This window comes from Variovorax frigidus, from assembly GCF_051216515.1.
Taxonomy (GTDB): domain Bacteria; phylum Pseudomonadota; class Gammaproteobacteria; order Burkholderiales; family Burkholderiaceae_C; genus Variovorax.
Genome location: NZ_JBPJZF010000001.1, coordinates 1 through 18,241, shown reverse-complemented (window position 1 = coordinate 18,241; position 18,241 = coordinate 1). Strand labels below are relative to the sequence as shown.

At 66.7% G+C, this 18,241-nt stretch carries 12 protein-coding genes and 1 tRNA gene; all 13 read right to left on the bottom strand.

Annotation, left to right across the window (positions count from 1 at the left end; genetic code table 11):
• Positions 1-9: 9 nt before the first annotated feature.
• The 13 genes from ACSFBC_RS00065 to ACSFBC_RS00005 all read right to left on the bottom strand — a co-directional run bounded on the left by ACSFBC_RS00065 (position 10) and on the right by ACSFBC_RS00005 (position 18,092).
• Positions 10-1,584 (bottom strand): phospholipase D-like domain-containing protein, encoded by a 1,575-nt coding sequence (locus ACSFBC_RS00065; protein ID WP_435508278.1) that lies wholly within the window; start codon positions 1,582-1,584, stop codon positions 10-12.
• Between the two features lie 24 nt (positions 1,585-1,608).
• On the bottom strand, positions 1,609-4,233 hold the full coding sequence (gene alaS / locus ACSFBC_RS00060; protein WP_435508277.1) for an alanine--tRNA ligase: 2,625 nt from the start codon (positions 4,231-4,233) through the stop codon (positions 1,609-1,611).
• 142 nt (positions 4,234-4,375) lie between these two features.
• Positions 4,376-4,915, bottom strand: a complete 540-nt coding sequence (locus tag ACSFBC_RS00055; protein WP_435508276.1) for a hypothetical protein — start codon at positions 4,913-4,915, stop codon at positions 4,376-4,378.
• Complete coding sequence (locus tag ACSFBC_RS00050) at positions 4,912-5,337, bottom strand: hypothetical protein (protein ID WP_435508275.1); 426 nt, start codon at positions 5,335-5,337, stop codon at positions 4,912-4,914. The genes ACSFBC_RS00055 and ACSFBC_RS00050 overlap by 4 nt, the downstream gene beginning before the upstream one ends.
• Before the next feature lie 270 nt (positions 5,338-5,607).
• Positions 5,608-7,296 carry an AGE family epimerase/isomerase gene (locus ACSFBC_RS00045; protein WP_435508274.1) on the bottom strand — a complete coding sequence of 563 codons (1,689 nt, stop codon included), beginning with the start codon at positions 7,294-7,296 and terminating at the stop codon, positions 5,608-5,610.
• The gene (locus ACSFBC_RS00040) at positions 7,283-8,347 is read right to left on the bottom strand and encodes a hypothetical protein (RefSeq protein ID WP_435508273.1); all 1,065 of its coding nucleotides are present in this window, start codon (positions 8,345-8,347) and stop codon (positions 7,283-7,285) included. Before ACSFBC_RS00040 ends, ACSFBC_RS00045 begins: the two co-directional genes overlap by 14 nt.
• Positions 8,344-9,744 (bottom strand): UDP-N-acetylmuramoyl-tripeptide--D-alanyl-D-alanine ligase, encoded by a 1,401-nt coding sequence (locus tag ACSFBC_RS00035; RefSeq protein WP_435508272.1) that lies wholly within the window; start codon positions 9,742-9,744, stop codon positions 8,344-8,346. The genes ACSFBC_RS00040 and ACSFBC_RS00035 overlap by 4 nt, the downstream gene beginning before the upstream one ends.
• An 8-nt stretch (positions 9,745-9,752) precedes the next feature.
• Positions 9,753-10,439: an aspartyl/asparaginyl beta-hydroxylase domain-containing protein gene (locus ACSFBC_RS00030; RefSeq protein WP_435508271.1), complete on the bottom strand. Its 687-nt coding sequence runs from the start codon at positions 10,437-10,439 to the stop codon at positions 9,753-9,755.
• Positions 10,440-10,689: 250 nt separating this feature from the next.
• Positions 10,690-11,037: a hypothetical protein gene (locus ACSFBC_RS00025; RefSeq protein WP_435508270.1), complete on the bottom strand. Its 348-nt coding sequence runs from the start codon at positions 11,035-11,037 to the stop codon at positions 10,690-10,692.
• Between the two features lie 377 nt (positions 11,038-11,414).
• On the bottom strand, positions 11,415-11,807 hold the full coding sequence (locus ACSFBC_RS00020; protein WP_435508269.1) for a helicase SNF2: 393 nt from the start codon (positions 11,805-11,807) through the stop codon (positions 11,415-11,417).
• A gap of 203 nt (positions 11,808-12,010) precedes the next feature.
• Positions 12,011-14,563, bottom strand: coding sequence for an ATP-binding protein (locus ACSFBC_RS00015; RefSeq protein WP_435508268.1), 2,553 nt, complete (start codon positions 14,561-14,563; stop codon positions 12,011-12,013).
• 18 nt (positions 14,564-14,581) lie between these two features.
• Positions 14,582-17,731: a cytochrome P450 gene (locus tag ACSFBC_RS00010; protein WP_435508267.1), complete on the bottom strand. Its 3,150-nt coding sequence runs from the start codon at positions 17,729-17,731 to the stop codon at positions 14,582-14,584.
• A 287-nt stretch (positions 17,732-18,018) separates the two neighbouring features.
• Positions 18,019-18,092: transfer RNA gene (locus ACSFBC_RS00005), tRNA-Gly, on the bottom strand.
• Positions 18,093-18,241: the final 149 nt, after the last annotated feature.

Sequence of the window (18,241 nt, the reverse complement as noted above, 5' to 3'; positions counted from 1 at the left end):
CCAAGGCCGCTACAGCAGGTCTTCGGGCAGCAGTTTCAGCAGCAACCAGTCCTTGAAGCTCCCCAGCCAGCTGCCGCCGGGTTCGTCGGTGATGCGCTTCTGGCTGCCGTCAGGGTCGTGCTCGATCCATTCGACGCCCTCGCCCTCTCCGCTCAGGCTCAGTTCGTAGGCCCCCAGCGAACGCAGTGTCATGAGCTTGCCGAACTGCTCGGCCAATGCCGGGCTGTCGACCAGGATGCCGATCTCGGTGTTGAGCCGCGCGGAGCGGCCGTCGAGGTTCATCGAGCCCAGGAAGATGCGGCGCCGGTCGACCAGGGCCACCTTGGCGTGCAGCCGCCCGGAAGAGCTGCGGAAATCGCCCAGCCCGGCCTGGCGCGGCGCCAGCTTGGACCCCAGCTCGAACACGCGCACGCCGGCCTTGAGCATGCGGTAGCGGTACTTGGCATAGCCGGCATACACCAGCGATTCGTCGGTCGCATCGAGCGAGTTGGTGAGCACGATCACCTGCACCTGGTTGTCGACCGCCAGCTTCAGCAGCTTGACACCCTCCTCGCCCGGAATGAAATAGGGCGAGACCATCACCACCTCGGAACGCGCACCGCTGAGCATGGCGATGGTGCGCTGGGTGACGCTGTCGGCAAAGCTGGCCTCCGGGTCGTCCATCGCGACCTTCTTGGGCGTGTCGGCAATGGCGCGGCCGTCGCCCGGGATCTGCACGAGGCGGCCGGCCTGCAGTTGGCGTTCAATGGGCGCATGGCCGAGGATGTCGGTGCGGCCTTCGGTGGCCGCCGGGGCGGCCCCGGCCAGCCGCGCCTGCAGCCAGTCGCGTGTGACCTCGCCGTCGGCCGGGACCTGCATCAGGTTGCCGATGGGGCGCGCCTGCGAACTGTTCCAGAAGTCGTCGAAGGTGTCGGACAGCTCGGGCACCACCGGCCCGCTGACGAGCACGTCGAGGTCGATGAAGTTCGCGACGTCGCTGCGCATGAAGTATTCGTCGGCGATGTTGCGCCCGCCGGTGATGGCCAGGCTGTTGTCGGCCACGAACAGCTTGTTGTGCATGCGCCGGTTCACGCGGCGGAAGTCGGCCAGCGACAGGGCCAGCCGCAGGCCGAGCGGCCCGCTGCGCACCGCCAGCGGATTGAACAGGCGCAGCTCGAAGTTGGGCTGCGAGGCCAGCGCGGCGAACAGGTCGTCCTTGCCCGCGGTGTAGAAGTCGTCGACCAGCAGCCGCACCCGCACGCCGCGCCGCGCGGCATCGAGCAGGGCAGCCAGGAACTGCTTGCCGCTCGCGTCGTCCTGCAGGATGTAGTACTGGGCGTCGAGCGTCTTCTCTGCCGCGCGCGCCAGCGCCAGGCGCGCGTTGAAGGCGGTCGGGCCCTCGGGCATCAGCTGGAAGCCGGAGAAGCCGGTGGGCATGTCCTGCCCGCTGGCCAGCGCGATCTGCGCCAGCCGGGTGTCGGCGACGTCGGTGAACGCCGCCGAGAACCGCTCGGGCTGCGGCGGCGGCAGCCCGGCACAGCCCACCCCCATCACCGCCACCAGCAGCGCCGTGGCACGCAGGAGTCGCTGAAAGGTCAGCGGCATGATGGCGTCACCACCGACGCGGGATCAGACCCGCTCGGCCACCCAGCCCTGTACCGAGGCCAGCGCGACCGCGAGGCCGCTGGCATCGGTGCCGCCGGCCATCGCCATGTCGGGTTTGCCGCCGCCCTTGCCGCCGACCTGCTGGGCCACGAAGTTGACCAGCTCGCCGGCCTTGACCTTGCCCAGCGCGTCGGACGTGACGCCCGCGGCCAGCTGCACCTTGCTGCCCTCCGCGATCGCCAGCACGATCACCGCGCTCTTGAGCTTGTCCTTGAGTTTGTCCATGGTGTCGCGCAGCGTCTTGGCGTCGCCACCGTCGAGCTGGGCCACCAGCAGCTTGATGCCCTTGAGGTCGATCGCCTGCGTGATGAGTTCGTCGCCCTTCGACGACGCCAGCTTTCCCTTGAGCGTGCCGACTTCGCGTTCGAGCACCTTCATCTGGTCGAGCAACTGCGCCAGGCGCGCCTGCAGTTCGGCCGGGGCCGACTTGAGCGTCTGGGCCGCGGTCTGCACCGCCGATTCGAGTTCCTGCAGGTAGGCCAGCGCGTTGGCGCCGGTGATCGCCTCGATGCGGCGCACGCCCGCGGCCACGCCGCTCTCGCTGGTGATCTTGAACAGGCCGATGTCGCCGGTGCGGCTCACATGCGTGCCGCCGCAGAGTTCGCGGCTGGAGCCGATGTCGAGCACGCGCACGCTCTCGCCGTACTTCTCGCCGAACAGCATCATCGCGCCGGTCTTCTGGGCCGACTCGATGTCCATCACACGCGCCTGCGTGGCCGCATTGGCCAGGATCTCGGCGTTCACGCGCTTCTCGATCTCGAGGATCTGCTCGCGCGTGACCGCGGCGTTGTGCGCGAAGTCGAAGCGCGTCTTGTCGGCGTCGACCAGCGAGCCCTTCTGCTGCACGTGCGTGCCCAGCACCTCGCGCAGCGCCTTGTGCATCAGGTGGGTCACGCTGTGGTTGCGCATGGTCGCGTGGCGGCGCTCGCCGTCGACCGCGGCCTTGACCGCGTCGCCGACCTTGAGCGTGCCCTGGGTCTGGGTGCCGTGATGGCCGAACACGTCGGCCTTGATCTTCTGCGTGTCGTCGACACCGAACTGCACGCCCTCGGCAATCAGCACGCCCTGGTCGCCGACCTGGCCGCCGCTCTCCGAATAGAAGGGCGTGGTGTCGAGCACCACGATGCCAGGCTGGCCTTCCTTCAGTTCGGACACCGCCGCGCCTTCGAAGTACAGCGCCTGCACGGTCGCCTGCGCCTCGAAGTGCTCGTAGCCGGTGAAGGTGTTGCCCGCACCCGCGTACTCGACGTTGCGGTCCATCTTGAACTTGCCGGCTGCGCGGCCAGCGGCCTTCTGCTTTTCCATGGCGGCGTTGAAGCCGGCCTCGTCGACGCTCACGCCGCGCTCGCGGCAGACGTCGGCCGAGAGGTCGAGCGGGAAGCCGAAGGTGTCGTGCAGCTTGAACGCGACCTCGCCCGGCAGCGTGGTCGCGCCGCCGGCCAGGGCCGTGTCGAGGATGTCCATGCCGTTGGCCAGGGTCTCGAAGAAGCGCTCTTCCTCGGCCTTGAGCGTGTCGGTGATGTGCTTCTGCTCGGCCACCAGCTTGGGGTACGCGTCGCCCATGATGGCCACGAGGTCGGGCACCAGCTTGTGGAAGAAGGGCTTCTTTTGGCCCAGCTTGTAGCCGTGGCGGATGGCGCGGCGGATGATCCGGCGCTGCACGTAGCCGCGGCCCTCGTTTGAGGGGATCACGCCGTCGGTCACCAGGAAGGCGGTGGCGCGGATGTGGTCGGCGATCACGCGCAGGCTGTTGTTCGCCAGGTCCTTCTCGCCGGTCTCGCGGGCCGCGGCCTTGATGAGCGCATCGAACAGGTCGATCTCGTAGTTGCTGTGCACGTGCTGCAGGATCGCGGCCAGCCGCTCCAGGCCCATGCCGGTGTCGACGCAAGGTGCGGGCAGCTTCTTCACGCTGCCGTCGGGCTGCATGTCGAACTGCATGAACACGTTGTTCCAGATCTCGATGTAGCGGTCGCCGTCTTCGTCCGGGCTGCCGGGAGGGCCGCCCGCGATCTCGGGGCCGTGGTCGAAGAAGATCTCGCTGCACGGGCCGCAGGGGCCGGTGTCCGCCATCATCCAGAAGTTGTCGGACATGTAGCGGCCGCCCTTGTTGTCGCCGATGCGCACCACGCGCTCGGGCGGCAGGCCGATCTCTTTCGTCCAGATGTCGTAGGCCTCGTCATCCTCGATGTAGACGGTGGCCCAGAGCTTTTCGGCCGGCAGCTTGTAGACCTCGGTCAGCAGTTCGAAGGCCCACTTGAGCGACTCGCGCTTGAAGTAGTCGCCGAAGCTCCAGTTGCCCAGCATCTCGAAGAAGGTGTGGTGGCGTGCGGTGTAGCCCACGTTCTCGAGGTCGTTGTGCTTGCCGCCGGCGCGCAGGCAGGCCTGCACCGAGGTCGCACGCTGGTAAGGACGCTTGTCCTCGCCGAGGAACACGTCCTTGAACTGCACCATGCCCGAGTTGGTGAACATCAGGGTCGGGTCGTTGCCCGGCACCAGCGGGCTGGACGGCACGATGGTGTGGCCCTTCGAGGCGAAGAAATCGAGGAAGGTCTTGCGGATGTCCGCGACCGTGAAGGTGGGCTGGCTCATGGGATGAAGGGGCTGGCGCAGCGGGACAAGGCGCCCGCTAACTGCTTGATTTGATTGGCCATTCGATTATAGGTTTGGGGGCGGCGCTTCACCCGCGCCGGCCCATTCCGATGGCGGCACCGCGCCCTCCCCCGGCCAGGCCCTACTTCAGGTCCATGAAGTTGCTCTCGATCCAGACCCGGCCTTCCTCGTTCAGCGCGAGGTCGAGCGCCTTGTCCTTCGAGATCTTCTTTTCCTTGATGGCCACCGACAGCGGGTTCTCGAACGAGTCTTCCTTGCGGTGGTTGTAGATGCGCTCGTTGCCCTCGGGATCGTTGTAGATGTAGGACACGCTGATGCCGTCGAGGTCGGCGAAGGGCTGCAGGAACTCCATGAATTGCGAGGCGGTGATCCCCTCGGCCCTGATGGCCTGCCAGTGCTTGAAGTAGATCGACTGGCCCAGCACTTCCTCGCGGCGCTGGATCTGCCGGGCGAGCTGCGGGTCGGGGTCGGGCGCCTTGCGTGGCCATTCGCGAGGGGCGATCGGGACGACCTTGGGCGGCGCGGACGGCGGCGGCGGAACGGGTGGCGGCGGCGGCGGCGCCACCGCGGGCGCCGGGAAGGTCGGCGGCGCGATCGCCGTGCTCGGCCTGTTCGCCATGGGCTCGCGACCGCGCAGCAGTCGCCGCAGGCGATCGATCATGGGGAGCCCGCTTGGGTCCGCTCGTTGGCCGCCTGGTGCGCCACGGTCGGATCCGACAGGATCAGCACGGCACGGTAGGCCGCGCGCCCGGCCAGCTTGGCGTCCTCGGCCAGCCGCTTCCAGCTGCGCTCCTGCTCCTGCGGCGAAAGCGCCGCCGACTGGCGCAGCAGCGTGCGGCTGATCTCCAGCAGCGCGTGCGCCGAAGTCAGGCACAAATGCACGGCCGACAGTTCGGGCCGGTCGCGGTAGTACGCCATTTCGGTCTGGCGCACGTCGACCTGGTCTTCCGCCGAGAGCATGCCGAAGTCGGTCGACCGACAGAACGGCACGCTGCCGAAGGCACCGCCGAAGCCCTGCATGGCCGCCTCGATGGCGGCCGATGCTTCGTCGACAAGCAGGGCCTCGCGCTCCCTCAGATCCATAAGTGTCTTCCGTACGTTTGCATGTTTCCCCCACGAAGGAAGGCGTCTGGCTCCGGCGCCCTCACCGGGTCGGACCTCGATGAACGGGCGAGCAGCGGATGGGGCCGGATGCTACCGCGCGCCTTTCCGGCGTCCGCAAGCGAAAGGATGAATTCGATGCCGCCAGTGTCAAAAGTAACAAATTATGCAAAAAAGTACTGAATTGTCTCAGCATTGTTACCTGACTGTGCAGTCCATGGCGGGCGCCGCCACGCCGCGCGCCCCCGCCGTTCAAGCGGCCAGCGCGGAGGGGTGTTTCAGGTTCAAGTACCTCCAGTACGCGACGTAGCCGGAGAGGTAGTGCTCCACGTCGTCGATCCGCACCCGAAAACTGTGATGCCGGATGAAGAAGCTCCCCACCACGCGGGCGGGATTCCTGAAGAACATCGCCAGTTCGGGGAAAAAGTGGCCAGTCATCAGGTACCTCGCCCGCTGCTCCAGCGCCAGGTAGAACTTGTCCAGATCGAAGCCCTCCAGCAGATGAGAGAGTTCGGGCGTCGACTGCAGCCGGGCGATCATTCGTTCGGCCGCCATCATCAGTTCCAGCAAGGTGGGGAAAGTGGTGATGCGTTCGAGCACGAAGTCCAGGTGGTCCCGAACGTTGTCCAGACCGAAACGGTAGTAGCGCGCCTCCGGCTTGTAGAGCGTGAGTTCGTTGACGCAGTAGCTCAGCCAGTGGTCGTGCGCGCGCCAGTGCTCGGCCTCGATGAAATGATCGAAGGCAAGCTCGGCACTTCGCAGCCATCGCGGATCGCGCGTCAGGCCGTACAGGCGCATCAGGCCGAAGGCGGCCTCGCCGTCGTAGTAGATGATGCGGCTCTCCTGCTTCACGGTCAGGCCGGGATGGTGGAGCACGTGCACGAAGCGCCCCGTCGAAGGGTCCTGCATGTGGACGATGCCGAGCGCCAGCGCCTCGAGCAATGGGAGGTACTGGGCGTCGCCGGTGAGTTCGGTGTACTTCGAGAAAGCGAGCACGCAGACAGCGTTGCCGCCGAGCTTGATCTCGTCGCCTTCGTCCACGAGGAAAGCAGCGCGCTCGCCCGAGGGCAGCGTCGCGTGATGAATGCAATGCCCGACCAGGTGGCGAAGCGCCTGATCGATCGCCACCTTGTGGCCGGGGTCGCGGGTGAGCTCCCACCCTTCAAGCAGCGCGTAGGTGGAGCTCGCGTGCCGCAAGGTGTTGTACGTGGGAATGGCGCGGTCGAAGCAGGGAAACCAGCCGTAGTGGTACTTGCCCGTGGGCGTGACCTGCCGGGCCAGGTAGGCCGTGCCCGTGTCGATCACTTCTCGCACCTGCACCCGATCCCACCGGGGCAACACGCGATGACCGCGGTTTCGGCCCTGGTGCTCCACACGGTGCAATGCCTTGCCGTCGGTGAAGATGGCACGGGTCTCGAACAGCCAAACGGGGTCCTGTGGCCGTGTCGGCCATGTCAGCTCACGCCCGAAGCGACGCTGACCATAGAGCTTGAGATTGGTATCGTTTGGCGTTGCTTGGTCCTTGGTTCCGTCGTAGAGCACCGCATTGGCGCCGATTTCCGGCTCGAGCATTGCCACGGCAAATTCCTCGTCGAACGCGATGCCGAAATGAAAGTAGTTGCGCTTGGTGGCGCTCAGCCCCTGGGTCAGGGTCTCCCAGTTCATCGGATGCACCGTGTGCACGACGTCGATGCGCAGCCACAGCACCGGCAGCGCCGCGCGCTGGCGGTGCCACGCACCGAGCAGCTGCGCGCCGCGCCGCCAGGCGGCGCCGAACTCCTTGTCCCGCGCGACCACGACATGCGCGCGCTCCTTGCCGGTGGACGCGGACATGAAGAGGACGCCGGGTTTTTCATCGGCGCCCGAGTGCGCGGCGCGGCACTCGTTCCATGTGTCGGCGACCGTCGGGCGGGCCTTGGCCAGCTGTTCACTCAAGCTCATCGGACGTGTCTTTCTGCGGTAGGGAGGGCAATGTCAAGAACGCTTCTATTTCGGCGGCATTCACCGGACTCGCGCGGGGAGCCTGGAGGCGTACCACGCTCTGGACCTTGCTGAAGATTGCAGCGTCGTGTCGAGCGGAGCGCTGATCGGATTCTCTCCAATGGAACGCGGGCCATCCGCGCTGCACGCCGACGTCGCGATCGAGCGACGCCAGCGATTCCAGCACCGCTTTCATGAAGGTGGCACCGTGCAATTCGTTGTCATGGATCACGCGACTGCCGTCGACGTAAGCGAGTTGCGACAGCTCCGGCGGCAGGTTCATGCGACCCACGGGGTCCAGCAGGAATGCCAGGCGATTCCAGAAGTTGCTTGCCGCATACGTCGTGGCCAACACCTGCTCCTGCAACGCAGCCGAAGACTGCGGCAGCGCGCGCTGTGGACCGCTGCCCGGGCGCAGTGCGTACTCGGCCCAGCGCGCCGTTCCTTCCAGGAACCAGCGTGGCTTGAACATGGTGTAGCCGTACTGGTGCAGGTGAAAGAGTTCGTGGATCGGTGTCGGGTTCTGGTTGGAATGGCTGTTCAGCAGGTCGATGCGCAGCGCGCACCGGCCCGAGGCACCGTCGAAGCCGAGGCGGTAATTCATGACCTCGTCGTACGCAACACCATTCCCTTTTTCCATCTTGAGCATGAAAACGTCGATGGACGTGGCTTGCGCGTAGCGCGCTTGCCGGAGCGGCGCCACGAATCCCATCACGTCGCTGAACAGGCGCCTGCCCGCCACCAGTTGGGTGGCGACGTCTTCCACCTTGTCGGGAACGCCATTGGCATTCAGGTCACGCGGGTCCGCCAGCGCGTGGGGACCCGTCACAGAATAGACGACGCGGAATTCATCGCGTACATGAACCCGATCGAGTGTTGCGAATGCCGCGCTGTTGCCGGCGCGGCAGGACCCCGAAGCAGGTTGCTGCGCACTGGCGGCCGAACCCGCGCATGCCACGCAGAGCATTGCCGCCACATGGAGAAGCTGATTCAGCTTGCGCAGCGCGGTCATGCGGCACCCTCGATCGCAGGCTGCCGCAGGCGATCAACAGCCCGCTTCAGCCCGATGCCGTTCGAGCTTTTGACCAACACCACGTCGCCATCCTTCAGCCATTCGTCCAATGCCGGCAGCAGCGCATCCACATCTTCGAACCATTGCCCCTTGACGTCCCCGTGCAACCGCTCGGAGAGCGCCTGCATGAGCTTTCCGCAGAGCAAGACCCGATCGGGGCGCAGTGCCCGCACCTCGGCCTCCAACGCCAGGTGCATCGCTTGTGCATCCGCGCCGAGATCGAGCATGTCGCCCAATACCAGCAGGCGCGAGGCGTAGGGCACGGCCTGGGGCCCGGCGTCCAGCAGCACCTGCAGCGCGGCGCGCATCGATGCGGGGTTGGCGTTGTAAGACTCGTCCCAGACCTCGATGCGCCGGTTCTCGTGGACGGCGCGCACTCGCTGGCCGCGTCCGGGCAGGGGCTCGAAGGTGGCAAGCTGCCGCGCCGCCACCGAGACCGGCAGGCCCAGCGCCGCAGCGGTTGCGAGCACGGCCGTTGCGTTCATCGCCATGTGTCGACCCGCGGCACCGAGCTCGAAGGTGTGGACCACGCCGAGAACTTCCGCGCGAACCGTCCTACCGTGCATCTCGATCAGCCGCGCATCGCAGTCGCCGGTGCTGCCGAAGCGCACGACGCGCAGCCGTGCGGTCCGCGCGGCTGCCTCGAAGATCTCGAACTCTGGCATGTCGGCATTGATGACCGCGATGCCGCCGGGCGCCATGCCGGCGTAGACCAGCGCCTTTTGCCGCGCGATCTGATCGGTGCTGCCGAAACGCGCCACATGAGCAGGCGCAATGGCCGTGACGATGGCCACGTGCGGGCGGACCAGCGCACTGCATGTGTCCATGCGCGTGGCGGCAACCTCTTGAACCCAGAAACGCGCATGCACGTTCATCGAAGCGAAGTTCCATCCGATGCCATAGGGCGAATTCGCGGTCGTGCGACTGCAATCGCTCGGGCCGATGCCGCCCAGTGCATGCGCGGCCATGGCGACCGTGGAGGTCTTGCCGACGCTGCCAGTGACAGCGATCACCTGGCCGCCGAAACGGTTGCGATTGTCGATGGCCAATGCGGCCACCGCCTCGCGCAGATCCTGCACCTCCATCACAGGACGATGCCAATGGGCCTGGGCCCCACCGGCTTGCACGATGATGCCCGCCGCTCGGCGCATGAGCCGGTCGAGCGCTGCGGGTCGCAAGCCCGCGGCGCCAGCCGGTGCGAGCAGCATCTGGCTCTCGTGAAACCGGCTTGGCTCCGCGCAGATGCCATCGCATCGCCAGTCGGGTGAAGGCGGGGCAACCGTCCAATGCCCGCCCGTCACTTGCGCGAGTTCTTCGGCGCTCCAGCCCTTTGGCATGTGCACGCTCAGTCCCGCATCGAATGCGAAAAGAGGCCCAGGGCGGAGGCCTGCCCTTCCTCGCGGGGCGGCGGACTTTGTTCGCGCGTGACGGGCAGCCAGGGTTCGGCAAGCTGGTCGAAGGCGGGACTCACGCCCAGCCCCATCAACAAGTGCACACGATGCGACGGCTCGTTGCTGCGATTGACCGCGCGATGATCCACGTCGACGCGCACCAGCCACGCGGAACCGTCTGCCGGCAGATGAACGCTTTCGATCGTTCCATCCGCACGTTGCCATTCGAAGAAGCAGTGGGGGTTCGTGATGATGGGGATGTGCAGCCGCCATGTTTCCTTTTTGGCGTCGGTGTGCAATGGCATCTCCGCACCCTCGCTCTCCAGCTGCATGATTCGGGCCCTGTAGGGTTTCAGCCCGGTAGTGGCCAGGGTGTCCATGACCTGCGCCAGGCTACCGCTGCAAGCATCGGTGGGATTCACGCCACGCACGTTGGGTCCGTTCGTTGCAATGCGTCGGATGCCGTCGTTCAGCGTTCCGTCGCGACTGGTGACCGCCCAGCCGACGTAGTCGACCCGGTTGTCTCTGAAGGGCGTCGAAGGCATCTTCTGGACATGGTCCAGAAAGTGCGCACGCAGCGCTTCGGGATCCGTCTTGAAGCTGTTCAGGCGCGCGAACATGACGTCTCGGGAATGGTTCATGAATCTTCCTGCCAGCGGCGTCGGGGACCGTGCGCCCCTGGTGGCCGCACGTGCGGGACTTGCCGCTGCAATGGGTTGGTGAAAGGCCTTCCAATGGCCAACGCTCCGAGGTCTGCAGGCAAACGGCGGCTCCACAGAGGTGCCGGAAGGCAGCGCAGAGAACGCGCAAGCGCTTGGCGCAACGCCAGACCGCATGAGCCCGTTGGCAGCGAACGCGGGGCTCGAACCTCGCCGTCGCCTCCCATTGGATCTACGCGAGAAGCGCCGCCGGACGAGGCGGCCGCATCGGACATTCCAGCCATCGAAACGGCAAGAGCTCGGGGCTTCTGGTGCGATGGCGGTAGGCAGTAAAGACAGCCTCCGAACCCGAACGAGGCATCCCGACAATGGCCGCGTTGTCGAAATCGCTCGCCTCGGACGAGTTGTCGTACTGCAGGCTCGAACCCTCAGGGTCCAGGTCAAGGGATGACGCCTTCCAAGTAGCTTCCTGCCCGACGCGCTCGGTCGCGCTCACCTGCACGTCGTGCATCACGGCGACCCAACCATGACCACACAGCATGAGTGCAAGGCTCAGCAGCAAGAAGGATATTCGGCTCATGAGGACATCGTCAGGTGGCGGTGCACCGGTCACGGAGTCTATCCAAATAGCTGTTCGCCATCACGGGACGACGGCACGGCCACCCGCTCCAGATGCCACATGCGTGCCCGCTGCCGAGCGAAAAGAAAAGCGTGCACGCAGGCGGTTCGGCTCGCGGCAAGGCAGACGCTTCACGCGCGTCCCAGACCGTCGCCAATGCGGGCTTCGCCAACGCCAGTAGATCGTTCGTATTCATATCTTGCGGGACCCATGGATCGCCGCCGCGAGAAGATCGTCGGCTGGCGCGCCGCCAATTCTGAATGCAATCTTTCTCAGCGTGACGCCTCGCGCCGACACCCGGAGATCCGTGAGAAAGGATGCCGCGGTGTCGGATCGTTTCAGCGTTGCCTGGCGCTCAGGACGACTTCCCCGCAGAGCCGGTGTCCGTGGCCTCGTCGGCCAAACGCGTGTTGATCGCGCTGCCGTTGAACTGCGGCGGAAGCGTGCTGTTGAAGAACGCGATCCAGGTTCTGGTTGGGCGCGCGTGCGGCGTCGACCGCCTCGCGTTGCACGATCGCGCGTTCGGTCGGCGAGCGCAGCGCAGGCGCAACGCCCGACGAAGCACCTTCCTCGTACGGGTTGGGGGCGGCGGCGGCGGCCATCGCCTCCAGCACGACGTCGGCACGCACGCGTTCGGTTGTCAGCGGCTGCACGCCTTCGTACGTTTCGGCGACCGCTGCGCCAGCGCAGAGGACAACGACGGCGGCCATGAGTTTCGGGAGGGAGTTCATGATGGTTCCTTGGAAGTGAAGAAGAGGAGAAACGCTGTCCGGCCCGAGGGCCGTTCAACAGACATGCCGGATTGCCTGCCTGTGCTTTCACTGTCCTCTTTGCGGCGCCGCAAATCCTTCAGCGTTGTGAAGGGTTCCAAAGAATTGCTAAAGCCATCGGCGTCGGCAAGCGAGCGCGGGAGCCGCACGCACGCAGCGGCGACTCAGATGTCCCAGGCCATCGGCGCGATGGGGGGTATCGGGCCCGTGGCGAGCGCATCTTCCAGCAGCCGGGCCAGCGCGGCTTCGTCGGCCTGCCGTCCCTGGGCGGCCCAGAACGCCACGTCCGTGGAAGCCAGCGCGACCTCAAGCCCGCGCAGCGTTTCGGCCTGGGCATGGCGGCTCACGCGATCGCGACGCGTCTCTCCCTGCTCGTGAAACCGGTCGGTGGCGCCCATCACCTGCGCCGCCACATGCGGATGCCCGCTCGCAAGCGCCAGCCATGAAAAGATGTCGCCGCGCGCGAGCAGCATGCCACTCGCACGCAGCGCGTCGATCGTGCGCGGGGCGCCGGCGCGCGCCTCCTCCAGGCGCCCGGCGGCCGTGAGCGATGCGGTCAGGCCCGCGAGCGCATAGGCGCGTGTCAGGCCTTCACGAGGGCTCGGTTCGATCAGGCGCAGCAGGTCCTGCAACTGCGCCGCGGCCGCGTTCGGCCGGTCCATGCACAACTCGACCCATGCCATGTCTGCCATCAGCATCAGTCGGTAGCGATGGATGCGCTGGGCCTCGGCGATGACCAGGGCCTGTTGCGCCAGCTGCAATGCCGCGGGATGGTCGCCGGCGGCATCCGCGAGCAGGCCGGCGATGCGCAGGCGACGCATCCGGTCGGCCGGTGCCGATGCCCGGCTCTCCAGACGTTCGGCGCATGCGAGCTGTTCGGTCGCGGACGCCAGGTCGCCCGTGTGCATGAAGGCCTCGGCGATCATGCGATGGCAGGCGTGGACATGCCGATGGTCGCCCAGCGACCTGAACATCGACGCCGCGCGCTCCAGCGCCTCGATGCACTGTGAGCTCGGCATGCGCCCGTCGATGCCCAGTCGGCCCATCCATTGCCAATACCGCGCAGCCAGGGCGGGTGGCGTTTCGGCGTCCAGCAGGTGCCGCACGCGCACCAGGTAGTGCATGGCTTCGGGCACCGGGCCGGCGGTGGCGAGCAGCACCGCGATGTGCGTGGCGATGGTCACGGCGACGATGCCTTCGCCGGGCCTGCCGACGGCCCAGGTCAGGGCGATGCGCGCATTGTTCATCTCTGCCCAGAGCCATGCACTGTCGCGCTGACGGACCGCCAGACCGCAGATTTCGCTCATGGCCTGCGCATGCCGGCGTGCGGTGGCCTCGGCTTCTCCCGCGGCCTCGAGCTGCTCGAGTGCGAACATCCGCATCGACTCCAGCATGCGATACCGGGGCCGTGCACCAGGCTCGATGGTCAGCAGCGAACGGTCCACCAGCAGCCCCAGTTGCTCGATGACATCGATCTTCTGCCCGTTCGCATCGCCCGCCACGCGTTGCGCGCCTTCGAGGCTGAACCCACCGGTGAAGACACCCAGGCGGCGCAGCATCGACTGGGTCTCCGGGACCATCAGCTGATAGCTCCAGGCCAGCGCCGCATGCAGCGTCTGGTGGCGGTCCAGCGCGATGCGCGTGCCTCGGGTCAGCAGGTGCAAGCGCTCGCCGAGTCTGCTTCGTACGCCGGCCACGCCGAGCAGCGGCACACGCGCCGCAGCCAACTCGAGCGCCAACGGGATGCCGTCGAGGTGCCTGCAGATTTCGACCACGTCGGCGAGCTCGGCGCCGACCGGTCGGAAGCCGGCCTGCTGCGCGCGCACACGCTCGATGAACAGGTGCACCGCACCGAAGCGCTCGGCCGTCGCGAGTTCGGTCGGCGCCGGCACCGAGAGCGGCGCGAGCCGGTGCACGTTCTCGCCGACGACACGCAGCGGCTCCTGGCTCGTGGCAAGAAGGCGGACCCCCGGCGCGACGCGAAGGAGCAGATGCGCGAGTGGTGCCACGGCCCCCAGCATGTGCTCGCAGTTGTCCAGCACCAGAAGCAACTGGCGGGTCTGCAGGGCATTGGCCAGCTCCTGCAACGCCGCAGCATGGCCCGGCAGCGTGATGGACAGACATTCGGCGACGGCGGGCACCACCATGGCCGGGTCGCGCACCGCGGCGAGTTCGACGATCCATCCGCCGTGCAGGCATCGGGGTGCGAGATCGCGTGCGACCGCTGCGGCCAGGCTGGTCTTCCCGATGCCACCGGCGCCGCAGAGCGTGACCAGCCGCGCGCCGTTGCATGCGGCGAGGACCGCGGCGGTGTCGTCAGCGCGGCCGTACAACGGTGGCAACGCAGCGGCCAGATTGCCCGGCACCGTCGAGGGCACCGCCGTCGCTGTCGCCATGGGAGTGGCTGCGCCCTCGCCTTCGCGCACCACCCGCTCTGCGGTGAAGCGATAGCCACGACCAGGCACCGTGGCGATGGCCTTCGCGCCCAGCAGCTTGCGCAGACTGGACACCTGGACCGTGAGGTTGTTGTCCTCGACCACCAGACCGGGCCAGGCCGTCGCCATCAATTCTTCTTTTCCCACTACGCGATCGCGGCGCTGGACCAGCGCCAGCAGCACGTCGAGCGCACGTGCGCCGATGGGCACGGCTCGCCCGTCCTTCCACAGTTGCCGCTCGTCAGCGCGGAGCTCGAAACGCCCGAAGAGAAAGGGTTCCATGCCGGTCCGCGCCCCCTTTCATCGCATCACCATCAGCTGGGTGAAGGAGCGGAAATAGGGATCGGACAGCCAGGGCGGCTGCGCATTCGAGGCCAGCCGCAAGCCCGGAAAGCGGGCCAACAGGGTCTCGAAGGCCAGCGGCAGCACCTGCGCCTGCAACGGCAGACCGATGCAGGCATGGGGGCCGCGGCCGAGCGCCAGTTGGGTCTGACCAGAGGTCGGCGTCGCGCGCCGGATGTCGAAGATTTCCGAGCTTGCGCCGAACACGGTCGGGTCGTGGTTGGCGGAGCCGATCAGGCCGATCAGGCGATCGCCTGCCTTCAGGTCGACGCCGCCCAGCGTCTGGTCATCGGCCGCGAAGCGCTCGATCACGCCCAGCGGCGCATCGAAGCGCCGCATCTCCTCGATGGCGTCGGGCAGAAGGCTCGGCTGCTGCGCGACATCGCGCCAATCGCGACCGCCGTCCAGCAGCAGGTTGCGGGTGCCGGTGCACAGCAGGAACTCCATCGACAGGTAGCCTCCCAGCGTGAATTGCAGGAGCGTCATGCCGGCTTCGATGACCGTCAACTTGTGGGTGCCCGGCAGCGTGATCTTCGCGATCTCGTGCAGCAAGGTGCCTTGAAACCCGCCCTGGAAGAGCGCGCGCGCCATCAGCAGGCCCAGCGCCAGGATGAGTTGCACCGCCGCCAACTTGCCGATGAGACGCTGCAACGGATCGAGCGTGTGATCGGCATGCATCATCACCGTGCGCGCCAGCCGGTCGATGTGAGCGCGATCCGCTGGTGGGACCCCCAGCACATCGAAGAAGACCTCGCGTGGCACACGTCGCCCGAAATGCTCGACGAAGTCGAAACAGCCTGCGGGCATGCGCGCGATGTCGTCCGCCGCCGCCACGGCCTGCGTGCGCGCTTGCGTCTGGGCACCCTGCATCGCCTGCTGGAATGCGGTGTCGAGCCAGGCGCGAACCTGCAGATGCCGCGGCGGGTCCATCGTGAACAATCCGCGCGGACCGCTGTCGCCCTTCGGACGCTTGAGAAAACGGCGCTGGTCCTGAAGCAAGGCCTCGACCTGCGGGTACTGGAAGACCCAGCAGGCATCGTGCTCCGGCACATAGCGTACCGGGCAGGTTTGGCGGAACCGGGCGAATGTCGGATAGGGATTCGCCAGGAAACCTCTGTCGTGGGGATCGAAGCTTTCCATGCCGCAGCCCGCGCGCTGAGCGGCGCTTGCCCGCTCGCTGGCGTCGCCGGTCGGCAATGGCGCAATCACGGATTCGGCCATGCCCTCCAGCACCGGCTTCGTCAGGATGCCCTGGATCCAGCGCTCGGCGTGTGCGAGGTCTAACAGGATGCCTGGACCGGCTTCCCGCAACGCCGCTGTGTGGGGCACCGCGGAATCCAGGTGGCGCAAGGCGTGAAGCCCCGGGAAGAAGAGATAGAGGCTGCCGCGCGTCGTCACCAGACGGGGGACCGTGAGCGTCGCCGTTCCGCCGTCGATCGCCATGCCGGGCAGGTTGAACGCGCCGCAGGGCGTCAGCATGCCGGCGATCGGATCCCGCGTGCCGCGAATGCCGGGGCTGAAGATGTCGCCGTTGATCCACTGCTGCTGGATGAATTCGAACTGACGCTCCAGGCTGCCGCAAAAGAACAGCCCGAACAGGCCCACCTCGGCGACTGCACTGCCGGTGGCCGGCAGTTCGCAAGGCATGCCACGGCGCAACAGGCGCCGGCTGTAGCGCACGCCGGTCGCTTGCGAGGTGCGCGGATTGGCGCGACGGATGTGCGCGCCGATCGGGCAACGCCGGCCCTCGTGGTCGTCGACGTTCGCGGGAAATTCGTAGGACGGCGCGTAATCGAAGGCGTTCGTGCGCCATTGGGAAGCGGGCGCTTTCTTGATTTCCTCGTCGTCGGGGTAGAGCGAGACCGGATGGCCGTCGAACCAGCGCCCGAGCAGCTTGGCAGCGACCAGTTCGCGCGACACGCCCAGGGCACTGGCGCCGTCGTCGAGCGTCTGGTCGAAGGCCTGCACGTCTTGCGCCAGCATGCGCACGGCGCAGAAGCTGCCGTTCCGAGCGAGGGCCGGTGGCATTTTTCCGATCGAGGGACCGCCGTAGATGTCCTGGTAGTCCGGGCCCAACAGGAACTCGCCCGGACTGGCCGCCGGCTGGAGATCGGTATCGGCACTGTCCACGGGCGAGGCGCCACCGCAAGAAGGTGTCGCGATGCGCGGCTGGCCCATGCCTTCGCGGTAGCCGAAGTGATCGCGGTTGTCACTCAGCGCCTTGGCATCCTGCTGCAGCACCAGGTCAACGCCCTGGTCGACCGGCGTCCAGGCACCGATGGCCGCCGCAGCCGCGTCGAAGGCCGGCGTTTTCCCCGCCGCACCGTAGAGCGAGAGCATCAGGTGGATCGGCACGCCCGGTTGACCGAAGCGCCAATGGCCGGGTGCGCTGTCGCCCACGTCGCCGTTCGCCAGCGCCCGCGAAGGCTCGGCCGGTCCTTCGATGAAGGCCGTTGGAAAGTCCGCGAGCAGGCCGGGCTCGATGTCGAGCGCGGTCAGCCCGGCAAAGGTGAGGCCGACGTTCAGCATCGTGTCGGGCTTGGTCGCGCCCCATGGCTGCGCGCTCGTCACCGCCAGGGAGGCCAGCCATGCGCGGGCACGCGCCGGGTCGGTGACCTGGTAGAAAAAATGACGCGCGACCTCGGCGTTGTACGGCAGCAGGATGTTGCCCTGCACATCGGCGCTGTCGATCGGGGCCGCTGCACGATCGAGCGCGGGAGGAGGCAATTGCCGACGCGGGCCGGTGATCTCGAGCACGGTGCGCTGCGGATAGGCACTGAAGAGCGGATAGTCCTCCGGGATGGGCAGCCCGGGGACGCACACGCGGTTGTTGCGCTGGATGAATTTCCAGAACTCGTCCGGATGGTCCTTCACCGGGAGCGCGGTGTATCCATCGACATGGCTCAGGATGAGACTGAACACGTCGCCCAGCTGGATGGCGAAGTCCATCACGTACGGCTCGAGCGGGCCGTCGAATTCGGTGATCACCAGCAGCGCGGACTGGTCGGGCAAGGGCAGGAATCGTGCGAAGTGGATGAAGCCCAGTTCGCTCAGCGCCAGCGAGATTTCCGCGTGACGCAAGCGGATCTCGACGAGCAGTCGGGCCATGGTCGCCGGATGCTTCAACTTCAGGACGAGGTTCAGGCCATGGCTGACCTGCGGGGCCCCGGACTTTGATTCGGAGAAAGCCAGATCAAACTCGTCCATGTCTTGCCCTTGTGATGGTGAAGACCGGCCGTAGCTTAAACATACAACCTTTGTTTCCAGTCATCCCTTGGGACTGCGTGGCAACGAAGTGTTTCCGAAGGGATCGAATGGGCTGCCACTGAGCGCAGTGACCTGGCAGACGGGCAGCGGTCACAGACTTCTCGAACGGTTAGGCACCGATGAGGCTGTGGAGCGGGTGAAGGGAATCGAACCCTCGTCAGTTGCTTGGGAAGCAACAGCTCTGCCATTGAGCTACACCCGCGTCGGGGGCGGATTCTACCGTCTGTCCCGATGGTCACGACCAGCGTCAAGGCCAGCGTGGGACGACTTCCATGACGGTTTAACGGTCTTGAACGCAGCGAGAGCGATCAGAGCGGTCTCGCAGCGGTCAAGAGCGGTCGAACACGGTGT

Excerpts from the sequence above, each read along its gene's own strand:
- ACSFBC_RS00065 (WP_435508278.1), bottom strand. The coding sequence starts at position 1,584 with ATGCCGCTGACCTTTCAGCGACTCCTGCGTGCCACGGCGCTGCTGGTG.
- alaS (WP_435508277.1), bottom strand. The coding sequence starts at position 4,233 with ATGAGCCAGCCCACCTTCACGGTCGCGGACATCCGCAAGACCTTCCTC.
- ACSFBC_RS00055 (WP_435508276.1), bottom strand. The coding sequence starts at position 4,915 with ATGATCGATCGCCTGCGGCGACTGCTGCGCGGTCGCGAGCCCATGGCG.
- ACSFBC_RS00050 (WP_435508275.1), bottom strand. The coding sequence starts at position 5,337 with ATGGATCTGAGGGAGCGCGAGGCCCTGCTTGTCGACGAAGCATCGGCC.
- ACSFBC_RS00045 (WP_435508274.1), bottom strand. The coding sequence starts at position 7,296 with ATGAGCTTGAGTGAACAGCTGGCCAAGGCCCGCCCGACGGTCGCCGAC.
- ACSFBC_RS00040 (WP_435508273.1), bottom strand. The coding sequence starts at position 8,347 with ATGACCGCGCTGCGCAAGCTGAATCAGCTTCTCCATGTGGCGGCAATG.
- ACSFBC_RS00035 (WP_435508272.1), bottom strand. The coding sequence starts at position 9,744 with ATGCCAAAGGGCTGGAGCGCCGAAGAACTCGCGCAAGTGACGGGCGGG.
- ACSFBC_RS00030 (WP_435508271.1), bottom strand. The coding sequence starts at position 10,439 with ATGAACCATTCCCGAGACGTCATGTTCGCGCGCCTGAACAGCTTCAAG.
- ACSFBC_RS00025 (WP_435508270.1), bottom strand. The coding sequence starts at position 11,037 with ATGAGCCGAATATCCTTCTTGCTGCTGAGCCTTGCACTCATGCTGTGT.
- ACSFBC_RS00020 (WP_435508269.1), bottom strand. The coding sequence starts at position 11,807 with ATGAACTCCCTCCCGAAACTCATGGCCGCCGTCGTTGTCCTCTGCGCT.
- ACSFBC_RS00015 (WP_435508268.1), bottom strand. The coding sequence starts at position 14,563 with ATGGAACCCTTTCTCTTCGGGCGTTTCGAGCTCCGCGCTGACGAGCGG.
- ACSFBC_RS00010 (WP_435508267.1), bottom strand. The coding sequence starts at position 17,731 with ATGGCCCGACTGCTCGTCGAGATCCGCTTGCGTCACGCGGAAATCTCG.